General features: G+C 55.8%; 25 protein-coding genes. 10 read left to right on the top strand and 15 right to left on the bottom strand.

Annotated elements, in window-relative coordinates:
• Positions 1–137: 137 nt before the first annotated feature.
• Complete coding sequence (locus ACZ1G7_RS14390) at positions 138–1,079, top strand: helix-turn-helix transcriptional regulator (RefSeq protein WP_472660076.1); 942 nt, start codon at positions 138–140, stop codon at positions 1,077–1,079.
• 6 nt (positions 1,080–1,085) lie between these two features.
• On the opposite strand, the gene ACZ1G7_RS14385 is transcribed toward ACZ1G7_RS14390, so the two are convergent.
• The 11 genes from ACZ1G7_RS14385 to ACZ1G7_RS14335 all read right to left on the bottom strand — a co-directional run bounded on the left by ACZ1G7_RS14385 (position 1,086) and on the right by ACZ1G7_RS14335 (position 16,014).
• A complete protein-coding gene (locus ACZ1G7_RS14385) occupies positions 1,086–2,747 on the bottom strand; it encodes a GMC family oxidoreductase (RefSeq protein ID WP_472660075.1) in 1,662 nt (553 codons plus the stop codon).
• A gap of 14 nt (positions 2,748–2,761) precedes the next feature.
• Positions 2,762–4,255, bottom strand: a complete 1,494-nt coding sequence (locus ACZ1G7_RS14380; RefSeq protein ID WP_472663740.1) for a CoA-acylating methylmalonate-semialdehyde dehydrogenase — start codon at positions 4,253–4,255, stop codon at positions 2,762–2,764.
• A 49-nt stretch (positions 4,256–4,304) separates the two neighbouring features.
• On the bottom strand, positions 4,305–4,772 hold the full coding sequence (locus ACZ1G7_RS14375) for a c-type cytochrome (RefSeq protein ID WP_472660074.1): 468 nt from the start codon (positions 4,770–4,772) through the stop codon (positions 4,305–4,307).
• Between the two features lie 88 nt (positions 4,773–4,860).
• Positions 4,861–6,351 (bottom strand): amidohydrolase family protein, encoded by a 1,491-nt coding sequence (locus tag ACZ1G7_RS14370; RefSeq protein ID WP_472660073.1) that lies wholly within the window; start codon positions 6,349–6,351, stop codon positions 4,861–4,863.
• 29 nt (positions 6,352–6,380) lie between these two features.
• Complete coding sequence (locus ACZ1G7_RS14365) at positions 6,381–7,583, bottom strand: serine hydrolase domain-containing protein (RefSeq protein ID WP_472660072.1); 1,203 nt, start codon at positions 7,581–7,583, stop codon at positions 6,381–6,383.
• 4 nt (positions 7,584–7,587) lie between these two features.
• Positions 7,588–9,600 carry a TRAP transporter large permease gene (locus tag ACZ1G7_RS14360; protein WP_472660071.1) on the bottom strand — a complete coding sequence of 671 codons (2,013 nt, stop codon included), beginning with the start codon at positions 9,598–9,600 and terminating at the stop codon, positions 7,588–7,590.
• Between the two features lie 8 nt (positions 9,601–9,608).
• Complete coding sequence (gene dctP / locus ACZ1G7_RS14355; protein ID WP_472660070.1) at positions 9,609–10,610, bottom strand: TRAP transporter substrate-binding protein DctP; 1,002 nt, start codon at positions 10,608–10,610, stop codon at positions 9,609–9,611.
• Positions 10,611–11,506: 896 nt separating this feature from the next.
• The gene (locus tag ACZ1G7_RS14350) at positions 11,507–12,139 is read right to left on the bottom strand and encodes a MarC family protein (RefSeq protein WP_472660069.1); all 633 of its coding nucleotides are present in this window, start codon (positions 12,137–12,139) and stop codon (positions 11,507–11,509) included.
• A 46-nt stretch (positions 12,140–12,185) separates the two neighbouring features.
• Entirely contained in the window at positions 12,186–14,186 is a 2,001-nt protein-coding gene (locus ACZ1G7_RS14345; protein ID WP_472660068.1) for a cation:proton antiporter domain-containing protein, read from the bottom strand.
• Between the two features lie 3 nt (positions 14,187–14,189).
• Positions 14,190–14,798, bottom strand: a complete 609-nt coding sequence (locus tag ACZ1G7_RS14340) for an NAD(P)H-dependent oxidoreductase (RefSeq protein WP_472660067.1) — start codon at positions 14,796–14,798, stop codon at positions 14,190–14,192.
• Between the two features lie 370 nt (positions 14,799–15,168).
• A complete protein-coding gene (locus ACZ1G7_RS14335) occupies positions 15,169–16,014 on the bottom strand; it encodes an enoyl-CoA hydratase/isomerase family protein (RefSeq protein ID WP_472660066.1) in 846 nt (281 codons plus the stop codon).
• A gap of 309 nt (positions 16,015–16,323) precedes the next feature.
• On the opposite strand from ACZ1G7_RS14335, the gene ACZ1G7_RS14330 reads away from it, so the two are divergent.
• The 6 genes from ACZ1G7_RS14330 to ACZ1G7_RS14305 are packed head-to-tail and all read left to right on the top strand — an operon-like array spanning position 16,324 to position 20,374.
• Positions 16,324–17,310: a thiamine pyrophosphate-dependent dehydrogenase E1 component subunit alpha gene (locus ACZ1G7_RS14330; protein WP_472660065.1), complete on the top strand. Its 987-nt coding sequence runs from the start codon at positions 16,324–16,326 to the stop codon at positions 17,308–17,310.
• Between the two features lie 13 nt (positions 17,311–17,323).
• Positions 17,324–18,343 (top strand): alpha-ketoacid dehydrogenase subunit beta, encoded by a 1,020-nt coding sequence (locus ACZ1G7_RS14325; RefSeq protein WP_472660064.1) that lies wholly within the window; start codon positions 17,324–17,326, stop codon positions 18,341–18,343.
• A gap of 57 nt (positions 18,344–18,400) precedes the next feature.
• Entirely contained in the window at positions 18,401–18,631 is a 231-nt protein-coding gene (locus ACZ1G7_RS14320; RefSeq protein ID WP_472660063.1) for a biotin/lipoyl-containing protein, read from the top strand.
• Positions 18,628–19,320: a 2-oxo acid dehydrogenase subunit E2 gene (locus ACZ1G7_RS14315; protein WP_472660062.1), complete on the top strand. Its 693-nt coding sequence runs from the start codon at positions 18,628–18,630 to the stop codon at positions 19,318–19,320. Before ACZ1G7_RS14320 ends, ACZ1G7_RS14315 begins: the two co-directional genes overlap by 4 nt.
• Positions 19,317–19,985, top strand: coding sequence for a lipoyl protein ligase domain-containing protein (locus ACZ1G7_RS14310; protein WP_472660061.1), 669 nt, complete (start codon positions 19,317–19,319; stop codon positions 19,983–19,985). The genes ACZ1G7_RS14315 and ACZ1G7_RS14310 overlap by 4 nt, the downstream gene beginning before the upstream one ends.
• A gap of 26 nt (positions 19,986–20,011) precedes the next feature.
• Positions 20,012–20,374 (top strand): putative quinol monooxygenase, encoded by a 363-nt coding sequence (locus ACZ1G7_RS14305; protein WP_472660060.1) that lies wholly within the window; start codon positions 20,012–20,014, stop codon positions 20,372–20,374.
• A 20-nt stretch (positions 20,375–20,394) separates the two neighbouring features.
• Here ACZ1G7_RS14305 and ACZ1G7_RS14300 read toward each other — a convergent pair whose 3' ends face one another.
• From ACZ1G7_RS14300 to ACZ1G7_RS14285, 4 genes are all read right to left on the bottom strand, one after another.
• Positions 20,395–21,645 (bottom strand): sigma 54-interacting transcriptional regulator, encoded by a 1,251-nt coding sequence (locus ACZ1G7_RS14300; RefSeq protein ID WP_472660059.1) that lies wholly within the window; start codon positions 21,643–21,645, stop codon positions 20,395–20,397.
• A complete protein-coding gene (locus ACZ1G7_RS14295) occupies positions 21,579–22,208 on the bottom strand; it encodes a GAF domain-containing protein (protein WP_472660058.1) in 630 nt (209 codons plus the stop codon). The genes ACZ1G7_RS14300 and ACZ1G7_RS14295 overlap by 67 nt, the downstream gene beginning before the upstream one ends.
• A 53-nt stretch (positions 22,209–22,261) precedes the next feature.
• Positions 22,262–23,053, bottom strand: a complete 792-nt coding sequence (locus ACZ1G7_RS14290; RefSeq protein ID WP_472660057.1) for an SDR family NAD(P)-dependent oxidoreductase — start codon at positions 23,051–23,053, stop codon at positions 22,262–22,264.
• Between the two features lie 82 nt (positions 23,054–23,135).
• Complete coding sequence (locus ACZ1G7_RS14285) at positions 23,136–23,912, bottom strand: CmcJ/NvfI family oxidoreductase (protein WP_472660056.1); 777 nt, start codon at positions 23,910–23,912, stop codon at positions 23,136–23,138.
• A 101-nt stretch (positions 23,913–24,013) separates the two neighbouring features.
• On the opposite strand from ACZ1G7_RS14285, the gene ACZ1G7_RS14280 reads away from it, so the two are divergent.
• The 3 genes from ACZ1G7_RS14280 to ACZ1G7_RS14270 all read left to right on the top strand — a co-directional run bounded on the left by ACZ1G7_RS14280 (position 24,014) and on the right by ACZ1G7_RS14270 (position 25,980).
• On the top strand, positions 24,014–24,928 hold the full coding sequence (locus ACZ1G7_RS14280) for a LysR family transcriptional regulator (RefSeq protein ID WP_472660055.1): 915 nt from the start codon (positions 24,014–24,016) through the stop codon (positions 24,926–24,928).
• 151 nt (positions 24,929–25,079) lie between these two features.
• Positions 25,080–25,478 carry a hypothetical protein gene (locus ACZ1G7_RS14275; RefSeq protein WP_472660054.1) on the top strand — a complete coding sequence of 133 codons (399 nt, stop codon included), beginning with the start codon at positions 25,080–25,082 and terminating at the stop codon, positions 25,476–25,478.
• Positions 25,471–25,980 carry a 2OG-Fe(II) oxygenase family protein gene (locus ACZ1G7_RS14270; RefSeq protein WP_472660053.1) on the top strand — a complete coding sequence of 170 codons (510 nt, stop codon included), beginning with the start codon at positions 25,471–25,473 and terminating at the stop codon, positions 25,978–25,980. The genes ACZ1G7_RS14275 and ACZ1G7_RS14270 overlap by 8 nt, the downstream gene beginning before the upstream one ends.
• Positions 25,981–26,473: the final 493 nt, after the last annotated feature.

Genomic DNA, 26,473 nt, shown 5'->3' with positions numbered 1-26,473 from the left:
TTCGCGGGCCACGAAAAAGCCGAAGGGCACTACGCAGAAAGGGCAGTAAAAGGAGACAGGAAAAATTGACGGTTTGGTGATGTAGATTTGTGGGACAAACCCCATTGCTGCATCGCCCAAGGGAGGAGCCGACAACAATGAACGATGTAGCCAACATGCCGCTCGTCGGCAGAACATCAGACGTACGTAGTAACGATTGCGTGGAGCATTGGCGCCATGTGTTTGGAGGGATTTGGGGACCGGTAGACCTCACCGAAATTGGCGGTGGGAGGTTGTCGGGGAGCCTGCACAGTCGACGGGTGGGTGCTCTCACGTTTAACCAAATTGATTTTGGCCACCAGATCTTTAAATGCGTAAAGGGCACCGAAACACAGAGGGACGAGCCCTTCTTTTCGCTTACCTTTCCGGAAAGTGGGTCTGCAAATTGCCATGTCGGCGATCAAGCCATGCGGCTTGTGCCCAAACACGCCTATCTGATCAACGTCGACCTAGCCGCCCGGCTGGAGGTAAACGAAAGCTATTCAACGTTTAACATCCAAATCCCTGTATCCGCTTTGGAATATCGGTTGGGGCGCCGGGTTGGGATATTGCCGCGCAGCGTGCTGCAGCCCGACACGATCTATCACCATATGCAGCACCTCATATCCGAGCTGTCTGCCAACGTGAGCGACATGGGTGACGACACGCTAGGGTTTCTGTCAAACCAGATGCTCGATACCGTTGCGTTTTTCTTGACGGCGGGAAACAGCGAATCTGAGGAAACGTTGGCCGTGCAATGCGTCCGCGCACGGGTCCTTGCCTACCTGGATGAAAGTTACCACAACGAGATGCTCAACCCGGCCATGATTGCCAAGGAATGCGGTATCTCTCGCAGCTACCTCTACAAGGTGTTTTCCCAAGGACCATCCGTGATGGACCACCTTCGGCACCGCCGGTTGGAGGCCGCCAAGGAGATGTTGGAACATGGGCTGGTCAAGCATTCCATGACGTCGGTGGCGATGACATGCGGGTTCTCAAGCTCAAGCGAGTTCTCAAGACTGTTCAAAAAGTACTTTGGCGTCAGCCCAAGCCAAATCTAGCACCGCCTAGACCCCTTGGAGGATCCAGCCGGCTGCCTTTTCCGCGATCATCAGCGTCGGAGAATTGGTATTGCCGCTAGTGATCTCGGGCATAACGCTTGCATCAACCACGCGCAGTCCGGTGGCCCCTTTCACGCGCAGATGCGGGTCCAACACAGCGCTTTTGTCGTTGTTGCGCCCCATCTTCAAGGTGCTGGTCGGATGGAAAATCGTAGTCGCGATATCGCCTGCGAGCTTGGCCAATTCTTCATCCGTCTGGTACTGTACGCCGGGCTTATATTCCTCAGGCTCATATGGCCGCATAGCAGGTTGGCGCATGACATCGCGCACCTGCCTTAGGCTGTCGGCAGCGATTTTGCGATCCTCGTCCGTGTCCAAGTAATTCGGCGAGATCAACGGTGCATCACGGTAGTTTGCGGACCGAATACGCACATGACCACGACTGGTCGGATTTAGATTGCACACGCTGACAGTAATGGCCGGGAACTGATGCAAATCATCGCCGAACGCTTCAAGACTGAGCGGTTGCACATGATATTGCAGGTTCGCATGGGTGCGCGTCTTGTCTGACCGCGTGAAGGCACCAAGCTGACTGGGTGACATGCTCATGGGACCGGACCGTTTGAAAGCGTATTCCAGACCGATGGCCGCCTTGCCCATCAGTGAATTGGCAAGCGTGTTCAGCGTCTTCGTGCGGTTCACTTTGAAGACGGTCCTAATCTGCAGATGGTCTTGCAGGTTTTCCCCAACGGCGGGTGCGTCCAGCACTACATCTATCCCATGGGACTTGAGCAAGTCGGCCGGGCCGATGCCAGAAAGCTGCAGGATTTGTGGGGAATTCACCGCGCCGGCGGATAGAATAACCTCCGCATTGGCTTTTACAGTGACGGTTTTTCCCTCGCGGTTCACCTTAGCACCTGTGCAGCGCAACCCTGTGCCCAAAACCTTCTCAAATGTCAGTTTTTCGACCTGGGCTTCGGTCCAGATTGTCAGGTTTTTGCGCGACTTGGCCGGGCGCAGAAACGCCTTGGAGGTGTTCCAGCGCCACCCAGATCGTTGGTTCACGTCGAAATAGCCGACGCCCGAATTGTCGCCGCCATTGAAATCATCCGTTTTGGAGACCCCAGTTTCTGTCATTGCATCAGAAAAACTGTCCAAGACATCCCAGCGCAGGCGTTGCTTTTCGATGCGCCATTCGCCGCCATGGCCGTGCAGATCGGAAAAGCGGCTATTGTGACCAGTTTCTGGATCTGCGCCCTCATCCAACTTGTAGTGGTTCTCATGCGCTTTGAAATCTTCCAGCGCGTGTTCCCAATTCCACTCTGGTTCGCCGGTCAGCTCAGCCCAATTGTCATAGTCGCGCGCCTGGCCGCGCATGTAGATCATGCCGTTGATCGAAGAGCATCCGCCCAACGTCTTGCCACGGGGATAAATCAGGCTGCGGCCATTCAAACCCTTGTCAGGCTCGGTCTTGTACATCCAATCAACACGTGGGTTGCCAATGCTATAGAGGTAGCCAACGGGGATATGGATCCACGGGTATGTGTCTTTCTTGCCCGCTTCCAACAACAGCACTTGGTTCTTGGGATCTGCGCTGAGCCGGTTCGCCAACAGACAGCCCGCGGTTCCCGCACCTACGACAATAAAGTCAAAGCTTAACTCACGCATGAACCATCCCTGCCCTATTCCGCGACCGGCATATCGAACTCAGCGCCTTTGCTGATGCTTTCGGGCCATCTTTGCATAATCGACTTTTGTTTGGTGTAAAAACGCACGCCTTCTTCGCCATATGCATGCATGTCGCCAAACAGGCTTTTCTTCCACCCGCCAAATCCGTGCCATGCCATTGGCACCGGAATTGGTACATTGATGCCAACCATGCCGACCTGGATGTGACGCCCAAACTCGCGCGCGATATTACCGTCACGCGTGAACAGGCTCACGCCATTCCCGTACTCATGAGAATTGATTAGGTTCATACCTTCGGCAAAATCCGCCACACGCACGCAAGACAGAACAGGCCCGAAAATCTCTTCCTTGTAGATCGTCATGTCTGGCTTCACCTGATCGAACAACGTCCCGCCTAGCCAGAATCCAGCGTTCTGTCCTGCCAACGCATGGGTACGCCCATCCACAACAAGATCTGCCCCTTGATCCACGCCGGACTGGATGTATCCTGTGATCCTGTCGCGCGCCGCCGCCGTCACAATCGGCCCCATTTCGGCGTCCATCTCGCGGCCATCTTTTACCTTCAGATGTTCCAGGCGTTCGGCCAACATAGGCACAACCTTGTCGCCTACATCACCCACCAAAGTGGCCACCGAGATCGCCATGCAGCGCTCACCGGCAGAGCCGTAAGCGGCCCCCATCAACGCATCAACGGCCTTGTCCAAATCCGCATCGGGCATCACCAACATGTGGTTTTTGGCACCGCCAAGCGCCTGAACCCGTTTGCCATGATGCGCGCCAGTTTCGTAGATGTAATTGGCAATGGGCGTGGACCCGACAAAGGAGATAGCCATGACGTCCGGGTGCTCCAACAACGCGTCTACTGCAACTTTGTCACCTTGGACAACGTTGAACACACCATCCGGAAAGCCCGCTTCTTTCATCAGATCGGCATACATTAAAGCAGGCGTCGGATCGGTCGGCGACGGCTTCAGGACAAAGGTGTTGCCCGCAGCAATGGCCACAGGAAACATCCACATCGGCACCATGACGGGAAAGTTGAAAGGCGTGACGCCAGCCACGACACCAAGGGGTTGGCGGGTGGTCCAATTGTCGATCCCGCGCGAAACCTGCTCGGTATAGTCACCTTTCAGCAGCTGCGGTATTCCGCAGGCAAATTCGACAATATCTATGCCGCGTTCCACTTCGCCGCGCGCATCGGTGAAAACCTTGCCATGTTCAGCCGTAATTGCCCGTGCCAGATCATCCTTGCGCTCTTGCAGCAGGTTCAGGAAACGGTTCATCAAACGCGCCCGGCGGATCGGAGGCACCGCAGCCCAGGCAGGGAATGCCGCTTTTGCAGCGGCAATCGCCTTGTTTGTATCCGCAGTGGTCGCAAGCGCGACGCGTCCGGTGACGTCGCCCGTTGCAGGGTTGAACACATCTTGCGTCCGGCCTTGATCGCCAGCGACGGTTTCACCGTTGATGTAATGACCTATCTTTTGAATTGTCATGGGGTCCGTCCTTCTGTCTGAAATCTCGGCGCAAAGGGTTGGGTTATTCTTGGTAGAGAGCCACACTGGTCAGGTAGTCCAAGACCAGTTTGCGGTCTTCTTCGCCAAGCTTGAGCGCCATGTAGCCTTTGACCATCTCGCGCGAATTTGTGATGAACTGATCAAGGGTCTCGCGGTCCCATACGGCGCCAGTGGCCGCGAAATCTTTCATGGCTTGCGAGTATTTGTAGCCCTCGATGATCGCGACGGGCCGATTTACGATCCCGTTCAAGGTGGGGCCACGTGCAAGGATCACGGCAAGCTGCACCTGCGATCCATCCTCGCGCAGGTAGTCGAACCAAGCCGACTCTTCCGTGATCAATCCGTGGCACTTGTTGCAGGTCTGCTCATAGACCTCGGCGCCGGTGGTTCCGAACTCTTGCGCAAATGCGAAGCTTGGTGCCGCGAGGGTCACCAAAAGAGCGGTTGCGGCGTTGGTGAGATGGCGTTTTCTTGGAAAAAATGAGGGCACGGGAGTCTCCTTCGTCCGTGGGTTAAAGAGCTCGGCATCATCGGAGTGCGGGCCCCGACAAAAAAGGGCCCGCACTCGTTTTCATTGCCTAGGTCGGGGAGACATATCCGTAGCGTGTGTTGTCGCGGATACCGTCGAGCATGGCGAAGTCGGTCTTCAGCTGCTGGACACCGTCATTCAACATCGGCTGGAAGTCTGCGCGCAAATCAATGTTGAACATCCGCGCCGAGTTGTAGCCAAGGATCGCGCTTTTCACGAGACCATCGGCCGCACCAAGCGGCTCAAAGCCATGCTTCTCTTGCATGTCTTCGGGGATCTCGATCCGGCGCAGGGCTTCAATCTGCCACTGCGGTGAGCCATAGAAGACGGAATCTGTGCCCCAGACGATACGATCTGGACCCATGTGCTTGACCAAAGTTCCGAGCAGCGCAGCGGCAAGACGTGGATGCGTGACGCAGGCATTGGCGAAGGTTGTGCCAAGCTCAGCATAGACGTTTGTCAAACCGTTCTCAGAGACAGTCCGGCAAAGATCACTGGCCCATTTCAGCTCACCTGTTTTTTCAAACTCCGCAAGGAACTCAGTTGGGTCTTCAAGGAACGGACGCATGCCTGAGTGATAGATGATAAAGTCCATCTCAGGCCAATCTTTGGCGACCTTCTCAACATCCCAAACCGTGTTGTACTGCCATTTATCGGCCCATGAAGTTTCATAGTCAGCAGGCATCAGGCCTTTGTGGCACGCTAGCTTGGTCTTTCCGTGTTTGATGGCTTTTTCGTAGAACGGATACATCAGATCTTCGTCGTCCAGACGGTAAGGATGCTCGGTCGTCGCCGACAGCGGATCGCCGATTGTATAGGCCTTCCAGCCATCCATCGGCGCACCGTTGTCCAGAGCCTCATCAACCTTGTCCATCCAGCCATCTTGGCCGGGTGTGATGACATGGTGGCCATACATGCGCTTCGTGCCCGCAAGCTTGTTCACGATGTCGCGTGTCTCGATGATCGCGTCGTTGGAAATGAAGGTCCAGGATGGATCATCAAACGGCGCGCCCGACAAAACTGCGACCTTTGTGTCGGAGTTGACGTACATCTGGCGCATGTAGTTGTCGAATTTGTAGGCCGCCAACGTCAGCTCTTCTTGTTGCAAAGCCGGATTCCAGTTTTCGCCGGCAAAGAAACCAAGACCCAAGAGGCCTTCTTGATCAAAGCCATCGTGAACCATGTGGGTCTGCGCATCAAAAACAAATTGGTCCTTGTACATATTTGCACGCTCATCTGCAGCGCCCGCTTCTTGGGCCTCTGCAGCGGTCACACCAAAGACGCCGCCAAAAACTTCGTTCATCGCCATGAAGCCAACAGCCATACCGGCTGTCGTGTTGAGAAAATTCCGGCGACTCATGCCATGCCGCTTGCTGTTCTCATCGGCGAGCTCTTTTATGCGCTCCTCAACTTGCTTTTGCTGTTTGGATTGCGGCAAGGGCGTGAATTCCCCATTCGAAATCATCTGCGTTGGAACTGGTGCTTCAAACTCCAGGTCTTCGGCCATATTGAGTTCGTTTACGTCTACTAGGTCTGGCATTGTGTCCTCCTCTGTGCCTTTTCCATTGATTAATTCATTTTAAGATCAGCAGCTTGCCGACCATTTCGTGTCGTGTTGGCACCAGCGAGCCCGGCATAGACCGCGCGTTTCAGACCCAACCGGTGTTGGGTTCGGTAGTCCGGGGCATGGGTCAAAAAGACGGCGATAAGATCGTTCTTAGGGTCGACCCAAAAGTTGCAACCAGACACGCCGGGCCAGAAGAACTCGCCCACGCCTCCAGGCGCTTCAGCGACCTCTTCGAGGCGAACTGCAAATCCAAGCCCAAACCCCAAACCATTTTCTGCCCAGGGTGCGGTGATCCCAAGGGCTGAGGTGTAGTCACCAAAGGTGACATCCTGTGGCAGGTGCTGATGAAGCATCAAATCGAAGGTTTCGCGCGATATGACCTGGACGCCGTCAAAGCTTCCATTGCCGCGCAGCAGGCGCGCAAAGCGGATATAGTCCGGCACAGTTGAAAAGAGCCCCGCGCCGCCCGAACACCATACCGGCCGCGACGAGAACTCCGGTGGCAGCTTTTTCTTGATGCTGCTTTCGGGGAAATCGGCGACACGGGAAAACTCCGGCGCAAAGCCGGTGTCTCGCATGTTGAGCGGGTCAAAGATGATGGACTGCAAAGCAACGTCGAGCGGGTCGCCTGTTATAACCTCAATCACGCGCCCCAACACATCGGTCGACATGCCGTATTCGAAACAAGTGCCGGGCTGCTGCATGAGCGGCACGGCTGCGAGACGCTCATTCACGACCTCATTGGTCACCGAAAAATCGTAAACCTTGGCCTCTTTATATTTCCGGTGCACAGGACCGTCGCCGAACTGACCGTAGGTGACGCCCGCGGTATGAATCAGCAAATCAAACACTGTAACCGGTCTCGTGACGGGTTCGGTTTGTCCGTCATCCAACAAAACACCCGCATCACCAAAACCGGGAACGAATTCCGAAACGGAGTCGTTCAAATTTAGCCAACCGGCCTCGACCAGATGCATGATCACAAGCGAAACCACCGGCTTCGTCATCGAGGCAATCCAGAATTGCGTTTCAAACGAGACCGGCTTTCCGCCGGGCGTCCGGTGGCCATGACAGTTTTGATGAACCGTGGCCCCCTGGGACACGATTTCGACGGCACAAGCCCCAATGCGATCTTCCGCAAGCTCGGTGGCAATCCAACTATTGAGGTGGCTGGCGTCAAATTCGGGTGCAGTGCCGGTGTCCATCGCTCTACCTCACCAAGAAAGTGACGAAGCCCGGGAAGGCAAAGAAGAAAAACACCATGACCAGATAGATCAGAACAAAGGGCAGCGCGCCGGTTGCGATCTCACCCAACGAAGCGCGTTTTTCTGAGACACCTGCCAAGACGTAGAGGATCATACCAATGGGCGGAGTGATGAGCCCGATCTCAACCAGCATGACAAGAATAATGCCGAACCAAAGCGGGTCCCAGCCTGCGGCGGCAATCACCGGCAAGATGATCGGCAGCGTGATCAGCACCATGCTGATCGGCTCCACAAACATGCCGAGGATGAAGTACAGAACGACGATGGCCACAAAGAGCCAGATATCGGACAAGTTCATTTCGCCAAGGAAGCGCACCAAGGCCTGCGGCATTTGCAAGTAATCCACCGCAAAGCTCATCACTGCGGCGCCGACGGCGATCATCAACAAGAAGGAGGTCGCGATCGCGGCCTCTTCGCAGGCGCCAATCATCTCTTTTAAGTTCAGCGTACCCCGGAACAGGCTGATCAAGATCGCCCCCAGCACACCGACGGCGCCCGCCTCGGTCGGCGTGGCGATGCCTGCGTAAAGGGAGCCCAAAACCATCGCCATCAGTGCAAGAAACGGGATCACGCCTTTTAAGGCTCGGATGCGTTCCATCAACGGGTAGGTCTGCCCTTCAGGGGCTGCGGATTTGTCGATCATCGACCAGATGAGGGTGACCAGAGCGAACGCCGCAATCATCATCAGCCCCGGAATGATGCCCGCCAAAAACAGCTGGGTGACCGGCACGCCCGCCAAGGGTCCGTAGATAATCATCGCGATGCTAGGCGGGATCAGGATGCCGAGCGTTCCGCCAGCGGCCAGCACACCAAAGGCAAGCTGCGGCTTATAGCCTTCATCCATCATCTCAGGGCCAGCGACGCGACCCATCGTTGCCGCGGTCGCAAGACTTGAACCAGATACGGCGGCGAAGACCCCTGACGCCATGATCGAAGCATATGCCAACCCGCCACGCACGCGCCCCATCCAGTAGCGAGCCGCCACAAACATTTCGGTGGAGGCGTTGCTGCGCACCAGGATTGACCCCATCAGGACGAACATCGGAATTGCTGTCAGCTCAAACGTGTTGGTCGCGTCCCAGGCCCGCTCGCCCGAGAAGTTCAGCGTCACCGGGGGCAACCAGACCAGCATCGCGGCGATCCCAAGCGCCATCAGACAGAAGACAACCGGCAACCCGCTGAGCAGCAGGAAAAACAACATGCCGATCAGGGCAAATGACTTGGACGATAACCCCATCTGCGTCGTCATGAAAAAGACGGCAAACAGCACCAGGCTGGTGCCAAACGCCACCAGAAAGGCCAAGGGGCCGGACCCAATGAAGGCTCCGGCAAGCATAACGACCGCGAAGACCAATACCATCTGGGTTTGGGACAGCGGCACAGCGACGATATCGGTCGCCAGACAAATGGCGAGAACAACAAGCAGCACGGTAAGCGCGAGGCACAGCAGATGGCGGCGCACCGTACCCACGGCAGAAAGGGCTAAGGTCAAAGCCGCCATGCCGACCACCACAGACGATTGCGGGATCCAAAGGGGCGTGTTCAGCAGGCTCCAACTGCGGGTGCTGGAATCGTAGTTCTCAAACCAAAATCCGGTGGCTTTCCACAAGATGATCAAAGTAACGAATGCAGCAAGCCAGGCTTGGCCCCGTAAGATATGGGGCAGGAGCGTTTTCGGCAGCAGGTTGACCACCATATCGACGCGCACATTGGCGTCGCGGCCAACTACAAAGGCGGCCCCAAGAAACGTGATGGCAATAACAAGATAGGTCGACACTTCGGTGACCCAGATGGTTGCGTAGCCGAACAGGCTGCGCCCAAATACCTCGATATTGACGCTGACGAACATCGCCAGCAGGCAGGCGATCGCCAGGAACCGGCTGACGGCCACAAGGGCGGTCAGGCTGGCTTGAGGCGGTGTCGCCTCAAGCTCGTTTTCTATGACGCTATTGGTCATCTACACGCTCACTTCACAGCTTCGCGCGCAGTTGCGAGGGTCGCATCCGCATCCAGACCGACGCGATCCATATCCGCGCGCCAGGCCTCGATCACTTTACCAACGAGACGTTCGTCATAGGCGCGCTCCATCTCAGAGTCGCCAATTTCGTCAAAGGTCACGCCCGCGTCGCGCCACATGCCGGGCAACGCAGCGGCGCGGTCACGCCATTTCTGCTCAAACTCAGCTTCAATGGCCGCAAACTCCGCCGCCGCTGCCTCACGGACGTCATCAGGCAAAGCGGCCCATGCGTCCTTATTGACAACGAGGGGAGCTGGGAGAACGCTGCCAAGTCGCCAATCCGATGCGTTTGTAATCACCGAGTTAAAGCCGGCGCCAAGGGCCCAGCAACTGTCTGTAATCACGCCTTCAATGACACCGCGCTCGAGCGCCGGCAAAACCTCACCTGCACTCAGCGACACTGTTGTCGCGCCAAGCTCAGCACCAACAAGGCCCATGCCACGATTGTTCACCCGTAGCTTGCGCCCGTCCCATTCCTCCAGCGTTGTGATTGGGACCGTCGAGAACAGGGTTTGCGGGCAGAACGCTGATTGCATGACCTGAATGGAATTATAGTCATCCTCGAAAACGGCGCGGAATTCTTCGCCCCATGGTGATGCAGAAAGCGCCTTGAGATCGTCAAAGCTTTCCGAGATGCCCGGAATTGAGGGTACGGTGAAAAGCGGTTCGGACCCGGTATAGTAAGCCGCGACCACCAAAGACATTTGCACGGCCCCGTCGCGAACGCCTTCCAGATAGCGGTTGCCCTTTAGGATTGACGAGTTGGGCGTGATGATCAGCTTGCCATCGGTGGCCGCCGCAATGCGGTCCGGGATCGCCAATGCGACATCCTGATAGATGGTCCCGGCCAGCCCCAGATAGGCCATGGTCCAATTCGTGGTTTCTGCATGTGCCATCGGGGCAGATGCAAACGAGGCAAGAACAGCCCCTGTGGTTGCAAAATGTTTCAATTTTTCCTCCTCTTTTCGCGGTTATTTTGTGTCTGCTTATGTTGGCTGCGCCGACTTCAAACCGGTCACACGCTTGCTTTGGTAGACTTGCCGAACCGCATTTCGGCTTCTTGTGAACCGCGCCACTTTATTTTGTGTATCCATCCACTGCGCGGCGATTTGGGTGTGTTCCAAGCTGGCGAAGTGAGACCCGCCAATCGTTCAAGCAATTGAATAGAAAGAATTATATTTCGTTTCAGCGGCTCGGTCGGAAGCAATCAACCCATTCCCAACCGGATGAAGACCGGGTCAACCCCTACTTCAGTGGGCTCGTAACAGAGCCGAAAAAATCACATCTGGATCGTCGAATATCTTGCAGCAACGACGTCGCGTTGCCTCTGTTTGTGTGAGAAATCCCGTCCGCAGATTTGTCCGTGAAAGAGCTGACGATGCAGTCCCGGCAATCTGCCGAACAATCGCAGGCCTTCTCATGCTCTTGCGTCTCATTATCAATATCTTCGATACGATCGGGCATCCGTTCCTCCTTCTGGACCACAAGTCCAAGCCCCTAAAATCCGGTGCTGACACCAAGTATTTTTGAGAAACGGAGGGATGTTTCTAGTGACCTGTCACACTAAGCTTCGTGAATCCGTCTACCCAAACGATCGGTCGGATCGTTTTGTTGGATAGTGGTTTTCAGAATCCTTTTTCCGCCCGGAAGCCAAGGGCTGTGAAACGATAAGGGTGAACCAGTGTTTTCAGCCCTATTTCCCTGACCTCAAACAGCTACCACAAGCATGTGCTATTCGCAGATTTTCCGGACTATGACACCACGACGCACAACGCTTCTGAGTGACCTCTACATTGGCAACCTTCGGTTAGGTGTCACCCTCACAACCAGGCATGTCGTTTACTTTCTATGAAAGCCCGGGAAGCACAGCTTTGACCCCTGCAACGATCATCTCTACCGCAATCGCCAGCAGTATCATGCCCATCAATCTGGTCATGATGACCCGCATTGTATCAGTCATCACTTTGCCAAAGACCGAGGCGAAGAACAGCACCACGCCCAGCAACACCAAAATCGCACCGACAACCGCTGCAATGCCAATCAAACCGGTGATATCCTTGGCATGTCCGGCATAAATGATAAGCGTTGCAATGGTCCCGGGCCCCACAATCATCGGAAAGGTGATGGGGTAGAAAGCCAGACCAGACAGATCTTGCATCTGGCCTTGTTCCTTATCGCTGCCATGATGCGACGCGATGCTGTTACCGTTCAGCATCGACCACGCGATATGGGCCAGAACAATACCGCCTGCGATGCGAAACTGGTCCACCGTGACGCCAAAGAACCCAATGATTTTCTGCCCCGCCAAAAGGATGACGAGGCACATAATCGCTGAGAACAGCGTTATCTTGAGCGCAAGCTTACGTTGCTGCGCCACGGTAAAGCCCGCAGTCAGGGCCAGAAAGATGGGCAGGTTTACGAAAGGATTCATGATCGCAAAAAATGCGCCGAAGGCCTTTGTTAGTTCAACAGTGTCCATACCTGTACCTTTCGAAGCCGCTACCTACCCAATGATCACCGACAGGTCAGCTTGACCCTGTTTTCGCTTCCGCGTGGTTTGCCAGAACAGCCGCTACATCATCCTCGGTTGGCGGCAACCAACCGCGATCCGTCGTCAGATCATAGGCTGCCTGTTTTCCAAAGATCTGTGCTTCGCGCTCTGCAATCAGGGTTTTCGATTTCTCGATATACGCCTGGTTCTCGTGGGTCGGGATGTTAGGATCGTGCACCTCAGCCATCTCTTTCAAGATATGCCGATCATCTTCAGCAAACTTGCGCGCTACCAGCTCAGCGTCAAACGGGTGCATACCCAACTGCTCAAAGGCGGACCGGCCAGTGCGCACGCTGGAATCAAACGTCTCACGAATGATTTCGACGCAGCCCATCGCGAACAGATCATAGACGTGCTGTCGGTCCACAGCGCGAGCAATCACTTTCACATGTGGATGGTTCTCGCGCACATAGTGGACAAGCGAATTGATCTGCTCTTTGCCGTCAATCGCAACCACCAACAACTTTGCTTTTTCAATGCCCGCCGCGTGCAGCAAATCGGGGCGCGACGCATCCCCAAAGAACACTTTGAAGCCAAAGTTGCGCAGCATGTCCAGATGCTCGGCGCTGTAGTCCAACACCGTGGTTGAATAGCCAGCCGCTCGCAACATCCGGTTCACGATTCCGCCGAAACGACCGTGACCTGCGATGATCACATCACCGTCTTCGTCCATCTCGTCCGCCTCTCGGGTCTGACCCTGCACGTAGCGCGGAGCCAACACCTTTTCATAGAGGATGAACAAGGCAGGGGTCAGTAGCATCGACAGCGCCACAACCAGCAACAACTGATCGGCGAGCCCTTGCGGGATCACATCATTGGCGACTGTAAAGGACAACAACACAAAGCCGAACTCACCCGCCTGCGCCAAACCCAACCCAAAGAGCCATTTGTCCCCGCCTTCGATCTTGAACAATTTGGCCAGTGCCAACAGCACGCCTGCCTTGAGCGCGATCAGACCCAGCGTCAGACCCACGATCAAACCCAATTGGTCAAACAGCAGAACGAAGTTAATGCCCGCCCCGACGGTGATAAAAAATAGTCCCAACAGCAGGCCACGGAATGGGTCAATGTCAGATTCTAGCTCATGCCGGTATTCGCTATTCGCCAGCACCACCCCCGCAAGGAAGGTACCAAGCGCAGGCGACAGGCCCACAAGGATCATCAACAGCGCAATGCCGATCACAAACATCAAGGCCGCAGCAACGAACAATTCGCGCAGTCCCGCCATCGCGATAAACCGGAACAAGGGCCGCGTCAGGTAAACACCGCCAAGGATCACCGCACCCACGGCGCCAAGCGTCACAAGGGCCGCCTGCCACCCAGGCAAACCGTCAACAAGGCTAAGCGAGGGCCCATGACCATCGTCACCATGGCTATCATCATGCCCTCCGCCATGGTCGCCGCCGTGGTCAGAACCATGGTCAGCACCGTGTGCGGCATCAACGGCCACATCCATCAGCTCAGGCATCGCCAGCAGAGGGATCAAGGCCAGCATCGGGATCACCGCGATGTCCTGAAACAGCAAAACAGAGAAGCTCGATTGCCCCCCTTGCGATTTCATCAACCCCTTTTCGTTAAGTGTCTGCAACACGATCGCGGTTGAAGACAGCGCTAGCACCAACCCAACGGCCAAAGCGATGGTCCAATGCAGGCCAAACAGCATCGCAACCGCCATCACCAGAACAGTGGTACCGCCAACTTGAAGACCACCCAGGCCCAAAAGCTTGGCGCGCATGTTCCACAGCATCCGCGGCTCAAGCTCGAGCCCGACCAGGAACAGCATCATCACCACGCCAAATTCGGCGAAATGCTGGATCGCAATAATATCAACACCGAGGGCCGCAAGGATTGGGCTGATCAAAATGCCTGCAATCAAATAGCCAAGCACGGATCCCAGCCCCAGCCGCGACGCAATGGGCACCGCGATCACACCTGCGATCAGAAAAATGAACGCCAGAAGCAAAAAATCAGTCATCGGTTACACTTTCTCTAAGGCAGGAATGTCATCGGCTGTCAGCACAGTCGTGTCATCGGGTTTGGACAATAAGGGCGGCTGATGGCGCAAGGACTCCAACAACTGCGTATAGCCCGCGACATGCGGATCAAGATCACCCGTATGCGCCGCCTTAAGCGCGCCAAACAGCACATAAGGCACGGCAAAGCCCATCTTGCACAGATGGGCTGTCTGCTCCAATGGGGTCAAAAACGACCGGATCGGATGTTGCTGGTAGCCGTTGCGTGTATACGCTTCGTCAGATCCGCCTGCGGTCAACGCCAGCAATAGCGTTTTGCCAGCCAGCTTGTCACCGTCGTGGCCGTAGGCAAACCCGTGTTGCAGCACAAGGTCTTGCCATTCCTTCAGCAAACTTGGCGTTGAATACCAATATAATGGGAATTGGAACACAATGATATCATGCGCCAGTAAGCGCGCCTGTTCCTTGGCGACATCAATATCGTGGCGCGGATATTCCGCATAGAGATCGACAAAGCTGAGACCTTCAACTTGTTTTGCGGCTTCGGCCATCGCTCGGTTTGCAGTGCTGAACTGCTGGCCGGGATGGGCGTAATAAACGATGACCTTGTTCATGATGTCCCTCAATTTTTGTAGAGCTTCTGCCGTCTTTAAACGACAAAATGCGCAGACGCACCCACCATAGGCAACAGCGGTAGGTGCGATTGCTTTTGTTTCTTAAACCTCGTTGACCACTTTGCCGGTGGCCCAGCCACAGGCCAAACGGTCATGCGCTTTGCACACACCCGTGAACCCAGAGCTCTCTGTATCCAACATCGGCTTCAAATCTCCCACTTCGACCCTTTGCAGGCAGTTCAAAAGCGGCGTCACTACCATAGCAGTCGAGCGCAATAGCCTTCATGGATTGGTCCTTTTGAGTTTTAAAAGTCTTAGAAAACGAAAGGGCCGCACCACAGTACTGCGGCGCAGCCCAATTCATGTGAGATCAGTTGATCTCTTGCACATCCATCACCAGATCGCCCCATTTGCGCTGGTTTTCCATGTCATGCTCCAACCCTTGCTCATCGGCAATTGTGAAGCGTTTGATCGCGGGTGTTTTGCTGGTCGCTTGGTACAGCCAATAGGCCTCAGCCTTCAGCGCCTCATCAATCGGCTTGTCGATGGATTCGTAGACCATCTGCTTACAAGCATTAATCGACTCGGCCGGGAATTTCGCAATCCGCTGTGCCAATGCATCGACGTAGGGGCCGATTTCTTCAGGGTCGAGCGCCTTGTTGATGGTGCCCAAACGTTCGGCGTCATCGGCATCATAATCCTGCGCACTCAAGATAATCTCCAACGCTTTGCCTAGCCCAGTTTGACGCGCCATACGCGACGCGCCGCCGCCACATGGCAAAATGCCCATGCCGACTTCCATTTGCATAAACTTATACTTGCCACGCGCTGCAAACCGCATGTCGAGTGCCAAGGCCAGCTCATGACCGCCGCCGCGTGCAAAGCCTTCAAGTTTGGCGATGGTGGCTTGCGGCACTTTGCTGATACGCTCGCAGATCGCTTGCAGGTCCAAAAGTTGAGCGTCCTCACGCGAGACGGCTTCTTCGGACATGTCTTTCAGCAACTCAGTATCATAGTGACAGACCCACACTTCTGGATTGGCCGATTGGAATACTACAACCTTGGTGTCGCGATCCCGCTCTAGCCGCATGGCCAGGCTGTTGAGGTCGGCCAGCATCTCTTGGCCCTGCACATTCACAGTTCCGAAATCGAAAGTCACAGTCGCGATAGCGTCCTTCACATCAACGGTGAAGGTCTGGAAATTCTCATATTTCATGGTTCGTCCTCAAATGATGTTTCGTTTTGCGGAGTGTTCCGCTGTTCACAGCGCGAACTTATTCCCCTGAAAATCAGATGAAACGGCATAATTTAGAAATCAGAATTCGATTTTTCTGTATAAACGCAGCGGAATTTTGCCCGGTCCGCATGTCGGATTGCGCGGCATGTCGCAAACTGTCTCAGATTGAGACAGGTGAAGCCGTGAGACTAGCCGCCGACAAACAAATACTTGTCGAAAACCCAACATCGCATCACCGTTTCCTCAGTTTCAGCACGGCACCGCCGGCACAACAGGGAGGAGAGGCGCATGTCACCGACTCGCGACGAACAACATTGGATGTACCGCAACATGGTCACGAGCCGTAAGTTCGAGGAGACCATCGCAGGCATTTACTTCGAGGGGAAAACCCCGGTTTTCAGTATGGCCGACGGCCCCATTCCGGGCGAGATGCACCTGAGCGACGGGCAAGAACCGGTTGCAGTTGGCGTCTGCGCGCATTTGCAGGCCGATGACGTTGTCACCGCAACGCACCGCCCACACCACCAAGCCATCGCCAAGGGCGTTGACCTCGACAAAATGGCCGCTGAGATTTTTGGCAAGACAACGGGTCTCTCCGGCGGACGCGGCGGGCACATGCATCTCTTTGATGCGGATGTGAATTTCGCCTGCTCTGGCATCATCGCACAAGGCATGGGGCCAGCCGTTGGTGCCGCTCTCAGCCGCAAAATGCAGAAAAAGCCCGGCGTTGCCGTCGCGTTTCTGGGTGAGGGCGCGGTCAATCAGGGCGCGTGGCATGAGGCGATGAACCTCGCCGCCACTTGGAAGCTGCCGTTTGTCTGCGTCATCGAAGACAACGCTTGGGGCATCTCCGTCTCCAAGGAGGACTCCACCGCGATTGCCAACAATGCCGACCGTGCAGCGGCCTACGGCATTCCCGGCAAGCGGATCGAGGGAAATGACCCCTACGCAATCTATGAAGCCGCAGGCGAGGCAATCGCGCGCGCGCGTGCTGGTGACGGCCCGTCACTATTGGAAATCGAAACCTACCGCCTCGCTGGACACTTCATGGGTGACGCCGAAGGGTACCGCCCCGAAGGCGAGAAAGACGCGCTGTTTGAGAAAGACCCAATCCCCAAAATGCGCGCCAAGATGCTCGCAGACGGTGTGGCCACCGAAGCCGAGCTAGACACAATCGAGGCCGAAAGCGCCGCGCGCGTCGAAGCATCTATCAAATTTGCCCGCGAGAGTGCGGACCCGGCGCCCGAAGACGCGCTGACATCTGTATTCGCATGAAGGGAGAAGACCAATGAACAAGACAAATGAAAGAAAACTCACCATCGCCCGCTCTATGGCAGAGGCCGTGCAGCAAGAGATGCAGATCGACCCATCCGTCTTTGTGATGGGCGAAGATATCGGTGCGCTTGGCGGCGTCTACGGCAACACCCGTGGCCTGTTGGACGAATTCGGACCTGAACGTATCCGCGACACGCCGATCTCTGAGACTGCCTTTATTGGGGCCGCTGTCGGGGCCGCACAAGACGGGATGCGCCCGGTGGTAGAGCTGATGTTCGTCGACTTCTTTGGCGTGTGCTTTGACGCGATCTACAACTTGATGGCAAAGAATATCTATTTCTCAGGCGGCAACTTTAAGGTGCCGATGGTGCTGATGACCTCCACCGGGGGTGGCTACTCTGACGGCGGGCAGCACTCGCAATGCCTGTATGGCACCTTCGCGCATTTGCCCGGGATGAAAGTGGTCTGCCCATCTAACGCGTATGACGCCAAGGGTCTGATGACCGCCGCTATGCGTGACGACAGCCCAGTGGTCTACATGTACCACAAAAGCCTACAAGGCATGGGCTGGCTTGCCACTGAACCCGGCGCCACGGTCCACACGCCCGAAGAAAGCTACACCGTTGAAATCGGCAAGGCCAAGGTCGCGCGGCAAGGCAAAGACGTCACTATCGTCAGCGTCGGCATGGGCGTGCACAACGCGCTTAAAGCAGCCGAACAGCTTGAGACCCAAGGCGTTAGCGCCGAGGTGATTGATCTGGTCAGCCTTGTGCCGCTGGACCGCGATACGATCCGCGCCTCCGTCGCCAAGACAGGTCGCCTCATCGTGGTGGATGAGGATTACATGTCTTACGGCGTTTCAGGCGAAATTATCGCCAGTGTGACGGAGCACGACATCTCGGTCCTGAAAGCAGCGCCCAAGCGGGTCGCCTACCCCGACGTGCCGATCCCCTTTGCCCGCGTGATGGAGCAGTATTGCCTGCCCAACCCCGACAAGATCGTCGCGGCTTTTGACAGCATGAAAGCCGCTTAGAAGGCGCATCATGGGGCTGCGCAAAAGCGGCCCCATTTTCAACATAGGAGAGCAAAAATGGCAGACATCATCATCCCGACCGATCTCTGGGAAGAGGACGAAGACGCGGTCATCACCACATGGCTGGTCAGCAACGGTGCCACCGTCGAGGAAGGCGCGCTGATCGCCGAGATCATGACCGCCAAGGTGCAATATGAAATCAACGCGCCCGCTACAGGCACCGTCAACATCAAAGAAGAAGCCGACGCCGTGGTCCCCAAAGGCGGCGTGATCGGAACCATCGCATGAGTGACGAAGTCCCAACCGGTATCCGCGTTGTCCCGCTGAAAGGCGTCCGCGGCATGATCGCGGATGCGATGGTCAAAAGCCTAGCGACAGCTGCGCAACTTACCCATCACGGCAGCGCGGATGCCTCGTCGCTCTTGGCGGAAAAGGCGCGACTGGCGGAGGCAGGCACCAAAGCATCGGTCGAGGACCTGCTGATGCTCGCCGTGATCCGGGCGCTCAAACAACACCCCGATGCCAATGGTAAGACGCAAGACCGTGAGGTGCATCTGCACGACGGCATCGACCTCAGTGTTGCCATTGCACTGCCCGGCAATCTGCTTGTCGCACCGGCAATTTTTGGGGCGGGTGAGATGAATGTCAGCGCTTTGCGCACCGCCCGGCAAGATCTGGCCGCGCGTGCTAAGATCAACAAGCTGACGGTGACGGAGATGACCGGCGGCACGTTTACTGTCTCAAACCTTGGCCTCACACGGGTTGAGCATTTCACGCCTATCCTGAACGCCGGGCAAATTTGCATCCTCGGTATTGGCTGCATGACCGACCGCGCGGTACGAGGGGCCGATGGCGAAATTGAACTCAAACCACATGTCGGCCTGTCGCTCACCTTCGACCACCGCGCACTCGACGGCGCGCCCGCCGGCGACCTGCTGACCACCATCTGCACCGAAATCGAAAGCCTTACCGTTTGAACGACGATCTGCACCAAGTCGACACTGCCGCCGAGGGCCTCGCTTACGAGGCCACGCTCTTCACCGCAGACGGGCCACAAGCAGGGCTATGGCAAGCACGGAAACGTGGCCTTGTGTGCCCGCGCGCCTATGAGGCGCGCCCAGGATTTGGCGACGCAATCCAAGCCTCCGAACAGGCAAATTGGCCTGTCCATCTGCGCCCCACTGGTGGCGGCGCGGTGCCGCAAGGCCCGGGCATTGCTAACCTTGCACTGGCCTTCAATGCCCCCAAAGGTTTCACCATTGAAGACGGCTACAGGCTGCTCGTGCGTGTCCTAACGGACGGGCTCCAGATGCCTCAACTTGAGACCGGAAACACCCCCGGTAGCTTTTGCGACGGGGCATGGAACCTCTCAGCCGCCGGGCGCAAGCTAGTCGGCACAGCACAACGCTGGCGCCCGGTGCGCGGCGGTCGCCCTCGTGTTTTGGCCCACGCGATGATCCTTGTGAGCCCAGATTTTGAGGCGGGCGCAGATGCGGTATCCGCCTTTCATGAAGGCCTCAACCTGCCGCCGGTCCGCCCTGACGCGCATTCCTGCGTACAGACAGAAACAGGCCGAACACAGCTCAACAACAAGACCCTACACGCCGCCGCTTTAGCACATATGTCAAAGCTGGTGCACTAAACGGACATCAATCACGGGAGGAAACCATGTCCAACGAAACCATACACATCCATCTTGAGGTCGTCGTTCCCGAAGCGAATCGCGCGGCGTTTACGGACCTGATGAACGACTTGGTCGAGAACACGCAAAAGGAACCAGGAACAGTCGTCTATGAGTGGTACGAGGTTGGCGATACCGGCACGTGGCACATTCTGGAACGGTATGCGGATGCCGCAAACGGTGACCTGCATGTGAAGGGCTTTGCCGAAGGCTATGCCGGGCGTTTCTTCGAGCTGATCGATAGCTGTACAGGGATCGTTTCAGACAACGCGACCCCATATATCAAGGGCGTGTTAGAGGGCATCTCGCCTATCTACATAGCACAAAAAGGCGGCTTTAACCGGTTCTGAACCACCCTCGCATCTCTTGGCTAATTCGGTCGGGAGATGCCATGCACCTTCATCTTTCGATGGATCGTCGCACGCCCGATCCCAAGGTTGCGCGCGGCTCTGGACACGTTCCAATGCGCCCCCTTCAAGGCATCGACCAGCATCTGTTCTTCGCCGTAACAAGATGGCCCAACCAGTGCTTGCCGCGCATCTGGCAACCGATGGGTTCTTCGCCCCAAATCCAGTGCTGTGATCCGGGCACCATCACCGTGCAACAGGGCTTGCCGTAATGCGCCCTTCAATTCGCGCACATTGCCCGGCCACGCATCCGCTTCAATCGTCTCAGCAGCCTCCAGGCTAATGGCAATGTCCTGCCCCGCAAGCTGATTTGCGACCCCTTGCGCCAATGCAAGCCGCCCCTCGCGATCGCGTAGCGGCGGAAGTTGGATCGCCCCGCAAGACAACATGAAAAACAGATCATCGCGGAAGTGACCCTCTGAGACGGCCGCTTGCAGGGAACGTCGGCTGGTCGCAATGATTTGAACGCCGCTTTGCCCCTCCGCCATACCAAGGGGCGCATTATCCAAAACATCACGCAACGCGGCCTGTGCAAAGGGTGGCATCTCATTGATGTTGTCAAAAACCAATGCGCTTCGTTGCACATTCTGCCCGTTCAAAACATGAGCGATGGAGGCTTGTTCCATCAAAGAATCAATATAGTTTCGGTTCTTTGAGGTATCTTCCAGCGTCGCACATGCGACTGTGACGGTCTGAAATTGATCATCCAACAAGGCTTTGACTAAGGCCGATTTTCCCGTGCCGGTTTCACCTTCGATCAACAAGGGCAGCCCATGATCAAAGGATCGTTGAGCCTGTTCGCACAGCGCCCGCATCGCGGCGCTACCCTGCGCCAAATCTTGCATCGACGGCGGCAACTGCCGGCGCGGCACAGGCGGTTTGGGCGGCACCGGCACTCCCGGAAACGGGCGGCTTTTGCGCATCGGCGCGCGGCACCAAAGATCCAGCATAGGGCCTTGTTCGCGGCGGACACTGACCACCCGACCCGGAACCCTGTCCAGACTGGACATATCGGCCCCAAACGCGTCGTCAAATTGTTGGCCAACCAGTTCTGAGTGGGCCGCATAACCCGCGATATCATGGGCGGAAGAGGTCGATCCCAAGATCACCCCCTGCCCATCAACCGCAATCAGTTCCGGCCCCTTGATCAGGTCCCGCCGCCCAGGGACAGCGACCGAGACAATCGCATGGTCCTTGAAATTCCGTTCAAACAAAGTGTGCTGAATGCGCGACGCGGCGGCAGACAGAAGCTGCTCGGAAAAAGGCCATCCGTGGGCGCGCCACGGTCCATAGAGGACAGGCTCGCCACACCAACGATCTTATTCTGGGCATCTCGAAGCGGAACGCCACTACAGGAAAAGGGCTGAAGCTGGGAGAAAAAGTGATCCTTCCCCCTCACGGTGACATCACACCCCATCCCAAGCGCCATCGAGACACCATTGGTCCCCGCGACGCGTTCGTCCCAGACCGACCCCAGCGCAATCCCGTTCCAATCAGGCTCATCGCTGTGGTTCTCAAGCCTGACAAGAATGCCGTCTGCGTCAGTGACGACAAGACAGCGCCCGGCATGAATGGCCAGCTCAGCCAATTGGCGGAAAACACCATGACGTCCACCTGTCCGCTCTATGAGCTCTTCTAAACGGGGTCCAACTTCGGTTGACTGCAGACGCAAAATCGGGCGCGCTGTGCTTCGGTTCAGCTTGTACTCACGTTCACACCTTGCCCAAGAGGCATCGATGGCACCACGCAGATCGGTCGTCTTCTCCAATTCATCCATCAAAGTCCCCTCCCAAAGACTTCGAAACGCCGAGTGGAGATCACTCTAGCGAATTAGGTGATATAAGTCTCGCTAATTTGGTTAAGCGCCTTCATGACTTCAGCCACGTGGCCGGGATTAAGGGCTGCCGCGTGTGGTGAAGCGATACGGCCAGCATCATTGTCAAAGTACTTGCCAGAGGCACCGGCGAAGTCTGCATCCAGCCCGGCGGCAATCAGAATATCCGCACCAATGCTCAGGTCATTGCCCGCAACGCCGAAACCTTCTTTGACCATTTTAGAGGCCAACAAAGAGCCGGGGTTTACAGCAATAAACACCGGGCCGTCAGGCATTTCGCGGGCCATATCCGCGGTCCAAATCGTGATGCCCAGTTTACTCTGCGCATAGGCATCCATATCGCCCATGGGTTTGAATTGCGTCATCGCTCTGACATCAACCTGTGCCTGAGCAGCGGAGGACAGGTTCACCACCCGTCCGTCTTTGGGAATGATTGGCAAAAGCTTACGGGTCAAAATATAGGGCGCGATAGTGTTCACTTCAAAACGCATGTCACGACCAGCCTCTGATCGCGTTTGCGGCACCTTGAGCACACCTGCATTGTTGATGATCACGTCCAGTTGGTCGTGTTTGGCGAGGATCGCATCTGCCAAAGCCGTAACATCACCGATTTTGGAAAGGTCGGCGATATAGCCCTCGGTGCTACCACCCACCTGGGATTGAGCTTTGGCTAGCTTGTCCTTGCTGCGACCGTGCAACAGAACGTTGTGTCCTGCAGCAACCAGCTTTTTGGCTGTCAGCAGGCCGATGCCGTCAGTGGAACCTGTGATGAGAATAGTCTTGGTCATGAGATCGTCCTTTTGAAAGCTAGGGTCGTGATTGCGATGCTTTTGGCACGAACTGCGCAACCATTCATTGGCGGTCGGGTTTCTAGTATTTGATCAACGTCCGACTCTCGATACTTTTGCGAATTGAAACTATGCTCGGGTCTTCCACCATATCAATCGCACTGTGCCCAATAGAAGCCAAACCGCGATTGTCATAAATGTTGAAATAGGCGACCTCGTCAGGGGTCATTTTTGACCGATACAGCCACTCATGGTCGGGGTTTGCGGCCAGACCTAGAATATGCCCGCGCCGGTCAGGATAGATCAGGTCGATCAATATCCAATCCTCAGCTTCGACGCTGGACGGGCGAACAAACCCCAATGGCGCAGAATTAATCGGGTTTCCTACGGGGCGCCACACATTGATGAAGGCATAGTGGCCCTCAGCCCACTGCGCTGCGCGATCCGCCCCCAAAATATCAACCAGACGCTTGTGCGCGCCCTCAGGGCTATAATCGCTATGGACATTGCGTGCGGGCTTACGGTCGGAATTGGGATCATCCTCGCGCACCGTGTGGTCAAAAATCACGACCTCTTTTGCATCTAGTTGTTGGCTCAAAAGTTGCGTCAACTCAGCGTTGTATTTTTCCTGCCAATCGGAGCCGTCAAAATCTTCGACGGCGCTTGGCGCTTGGGCAAATGCAACGCTGTCTTGGTCAAATTTTGCTGAGGCATCCCCGCTGCGCAAATCTTTCACAGAAATCTCCGTCGCGACCAGTTCAGGCGAAATCAAGCGACCAACGACACCGCCTGCATCAAGCTCGAACGCTTGCCGCTCTGGCTTGTGGACGTGGTAGTTTACAGATCCGGTGCGTGTCATTTTGGGCCTCGTTTAATCAGCTATGACCGACAACATAGATGTTGAGTTTCGCAGATAAATAATCGATTTTGGCATTCTCAATTCTGATTTTGGATATAATCTTGGATACCGAAGCTCTTCGCCTCTTTGTGCTTGCCGCCGAAAAGCTGAACATCAGCGCGGCGGGTCGTGACCTGGGATTGGCCCCAGCGGTGTCCAGCGCACGGCTGGCCAAACTCGAACAAACCGTCGGCGCTGATTTGTTGCACCGTTCAACGCGCAAGGTATCTTTGTCGTTGGAAGGCGCGGAATTTTTGCCCTACGCACGCGAGATTCTTGCACAGGAAGCCGCCGGCCTCGCCGTTTTGGGCCGCGGAGAGGCTGAAGCGACAGGCACGCTGCGCTTTACCGCACCCAGTACATTTGCACAGCTCTACATCGCGCCGATCCTGCCTGAATTCGTGAAACAACATCCCGGCGTGGTCCTAGATCTGCGTCTGTCAGACACGGAATTCAACCTGATCGAAGGCAGCTTCGATCTGGCCCTGCGCAACATGGCCCTTGAAGACTCGAGCCTGAAAGGACGAAAACTGGCCGATGACAAACGTATCTTGTGTGCAAGCCCCGCCTATCTAGAAGAACATGGAATGCCCAAGCACCCGGACGATCTTGCCTCACATCAGCTAATCGCTTTTCAGGACCTGTCAGAAAGGGCGCTTATTGGGCCAGACAATGCGACGGGCAGCTTTGCGCCGCGCGCCGCGAAAAGCCCCCTGATACTGGATGACGGGCTAAGCCAAAAAATTGCAACGCTCAGCGGAGCTGGCATTTCACTAAACTCGCTTTGGAGCGTTCATAAAGAAATCTCCGAACAACAGCTGGTGCACGTCCTTCCCGAATGGTCGGTTCAGGCGCGCTCAGCACTTTGGTTGCTCTACCCCAAAACCAACGTTCTTAGCGCAAAGGTCCGCGTATTCATGGACTTTCTGTTAGCCCATTTCAGAAACAGCAATTTGTGGACAGCACCCGACACCTAGACGTGCCCACCGATTTGCGCCACGGCCCACAGCGCCATTTATATGCGATTTCCGAATTCTGTTATCCAAGGTGAGCCATTTATATCGCAAGAGCGCGGCAATACATCAGTGGCAGACAAACAACCCGATATGGAAATATTTGGAGCTTACAATGACACAGACAGTACTCGAACGCGCCCGCAACGTTGAACGGCCTTCGCGTGAAGCCATGCTTCAACGGGCCCACTCAGTTCACCAATTCTGGGACCAGAACAAAGACCTGTTCCAAGACGCATGGAAAGAATGGGAAACTGCCGACAAGCCAGTTTTGGACAGCACGCTTTATGACCCGCGCTTGCGTGAAGCGGTAGAAGCGGCCTGGGCCGATCCAACAAAGGAAACCGCTGTTCAGGACCTGTGGGAAGAGGTTTTCCCCGGCGTCTACAAAACGCAGTTCTTTGACCCTGAGCGCCTCAGTGTTCTGCGCGCCTACATGGATGAGGCTGCAAATGCCGATATCCCGGTACGCCCCCTACGGCATCTCGTTGAACCGTGGTGGTGCGATGCTTGACCCTCGTTCCGAAGGGTATCTGGCGGCACCTGGGTTTCAGACCTTCTATCGCGACTTGATGAACAGCTACATGCGGCCCGTTTCACGCCTGCTGTTTCCTGACGTGATGGGATATGACACCCAAACCTTTGGGTTCTCAATTCAGTGGGAAGCAAACAAAGACACCTCGCTGCGGCCCCATACCGACGCCTCCTCGGTGACATTGAACATCAACCTGAACTTACCGGGCGAGGGCTTTTCGGGTTCCGCTGTTAGCTTTATCGATTCAGCATCGCGCCGCGTTGAGAAACTGACATTCGAACCCGGCACAGCCTTGATCCACCACGGCAGCGTGCCGCACGCCTCTGACCCTATCACAGAAGGCTCGCGCTCAAACTTTGTTTTGTGGTTGTATGGCGAACATGGCCAGATCCCACAGCCGGGAGCAACTGGCGCCAATGTCACGCCGAAAGAGCGTTGGAGCGTGCCTTCGGCGCCTTCCGATGGGTTCGCACCTTTCTAAGACCGGATCCGCTTAGAAAATGTAGACCTTGGGCAGCTTGATCTGTCCAACCTGAACGCTCGAAACTGTCAGCTAACCTGTTCTTCGAAAATGGACCCCGACGAAGGGAACCCGTTTCAACGAAGAACAGGTTACTAGGACTTTGAAGGCGAATTGTGCTGAACCTGCCAAATCCGTATTCAGGAAACCAAAAAATATTTTTGTGATGCAAGAAATCTCACACTGAATGGAAACGCACACCCGAGATTGCCCAATCAGATCGCTCTGCCCCCCCAACACGCCACACCGCCTTCTTTTGTCAAGCTGCCACTTGGCTTCAAATTTCTGGAAAGATGATCAGAAATCATTGGGAGGCCTTGCCAATCCGGTCCGCATTGCTGCGGAACAGTAAATCCAGGTTCGGCATCTCTCAACCGTTTGGACGCTTCAATTTACTCTTGTTTCTTCCGTCTTGGGGTAAGCCTCGACACACCAACGCCAGAAGTATTTTCAA

The organism is Litoreibacter sp. JB4-2, assembly GCF_055693445.1.
The sequence above is the reverse complement of the archived record's forward strand: the minus strand, read 5'-3'. Positions and strand labels throughout refer to the sequence as shown.

What these genes read in the sequence shown, in the direction of transcription:
- ACZ1G7_RS14390 (WP_472660076.1), top strand. Translation starts at nt 138, where the DNA reads ATGAACGATGTAGCCAACATGCCGCTCGTCGGCAGAACATCAGACGTA.
- ACZ1G7_RS14385 (WP_472660075.1), bottom strand. Translation starts at nt 2,747, where the DNA reads ATGCGTGAGTTAAGCTTTGACTTTATTGTCGTAGGTGCGGGAACCGCG.
- ACZ1G7_RS14370 (WP_472660073.1), bottom strand. Translation starts at nt 6,351, where the DNA reads ATGCCAGACCTAGTAGACGTAAACGAACTCAATATGGCCGAAGACCTG.
- ACZ1G7_RS14365 (WP_472660072.1), bottom strand. Translation starts at nt 7,583, where the DNA reads ATGGACACCGGCACTGCACCCGAATTTGACGCCAGCCACCTCAATAGT.
- ACZ1G7_RS14360 (WP_472660071.1), bottom strand. Translation starts at nt 9,600, where the DNA reads ATGACCAATAGCGTCATAGAAAACGAGCTTGAGGCGACACCGCCTCAA.
- ACZ1G7_RS14350 (WP_472660069.1), bottom strand. Translation starts at nt 12,139, where the DNA reads ATGGACACTGTTGAACTAACAAAGGCCTTCGGCGCATTTTTTGCGATC.
- ACZ1G7_RS14345 (WP_472660068.1), bottom strand. Translation starts at nt 14,186, where the DNA reads ATGACTGATTTTTTGCTTCTGGCGTTCATTTTTCTGATCGCAGGTGTG.
- ACZ1G7_RS14340 (WP_472660067.1), bottom strand. Translation starts at nt 14,798, where the DNA reads ATGAACAAGGTCATCGTTTATTACGCCCATCCCGGCCAGCAGTTCAGC.
- ACZ1G7_RS14335 (WP_472660066.1), bottom strand. Translation starts at nt 16,014, where the DNA reads ATGAAATATGAGAATTTCCAGACCTTCACCGTTGATGTGAAGGACGCT.
- ACZ1G7_RS14330 (WP_472660065.1), top strand. Translation starts at nt 16,324, where the DNA reads ATGTCACCGACTCGCGACGAACAACATTGGATGTACCGCAACATGGTC.
- ACZ1G7_RS14325 (WP_472660064.1), top strand. Translation starts at nt 17,324, where the DNA reads ATGAACAAGACAAATGAAAGAAAACTCACCATCGCCCGCTCTATGGCA.
- ACZ1G7_RS14320 (WP_472660063.1), top strand. Translation starts at nt 18,401, where the DNA reads ATGGCAGACATCATCATCCCGACCGATCTCTGGGAAGAGGACGAAGAC.
- ACZ1G7_RS14315 (WP_472660062.1), top strand. Translation starts at nt 18,628, where the DNA reads ATGAGTGACGAAGTCCCAACCGGTATCCGCGTTGTCCCGCTGAAAGGC.
- ACZ1G7_RS14305 (WP_472660060.1), top strand. Translation starts at nt 20,012, where the DNA reads ATGTCCAACGAAACCATACACATCCATCTTGAGGTCGTCGTTCCCGAA.
- ACZ1G7_RS14295 (WP_472660058.1), bottom strand. Translation starts at nt 22,208, where the DNA reads ATGGATGAATTGGAGAAGACGACCGATCTGCGTGGTGCCATCGATGCC.
- ACZ1G7_RS14290 (WP_472660057.1), bottom strand. Translation starts at nt 23,053, where the DNA reads ATGACCAAGACTATTCTCATCACAGGTTCCACTGACGGCATCGGCCTG.
- ACZ1G7_RS14285 (WP_472660056.1), bottom strand. Translation starts at nt 23,912, where the DNA reads ATGACACGCACCGGATCTGTAAACTACCACGTCCACAAGCCAGAGCGG.
- ACZ1G7_RS14275 (WP_472660054.1), top strand. Translation starts at nt 25,080, where the DNA reads ATGACACAGACAGTACTCGAACGCGCCCGCAACGTTGAACGGCCTTCG.
- ACZ1G7_RS14270 (WP_472660053.1), top strand. Translation starts at nt 25,471, where the DNA reads ATGCTTGACCCTCGTTCCGAAGGGTATCTGGCGGCACCTGGGTTTCAG.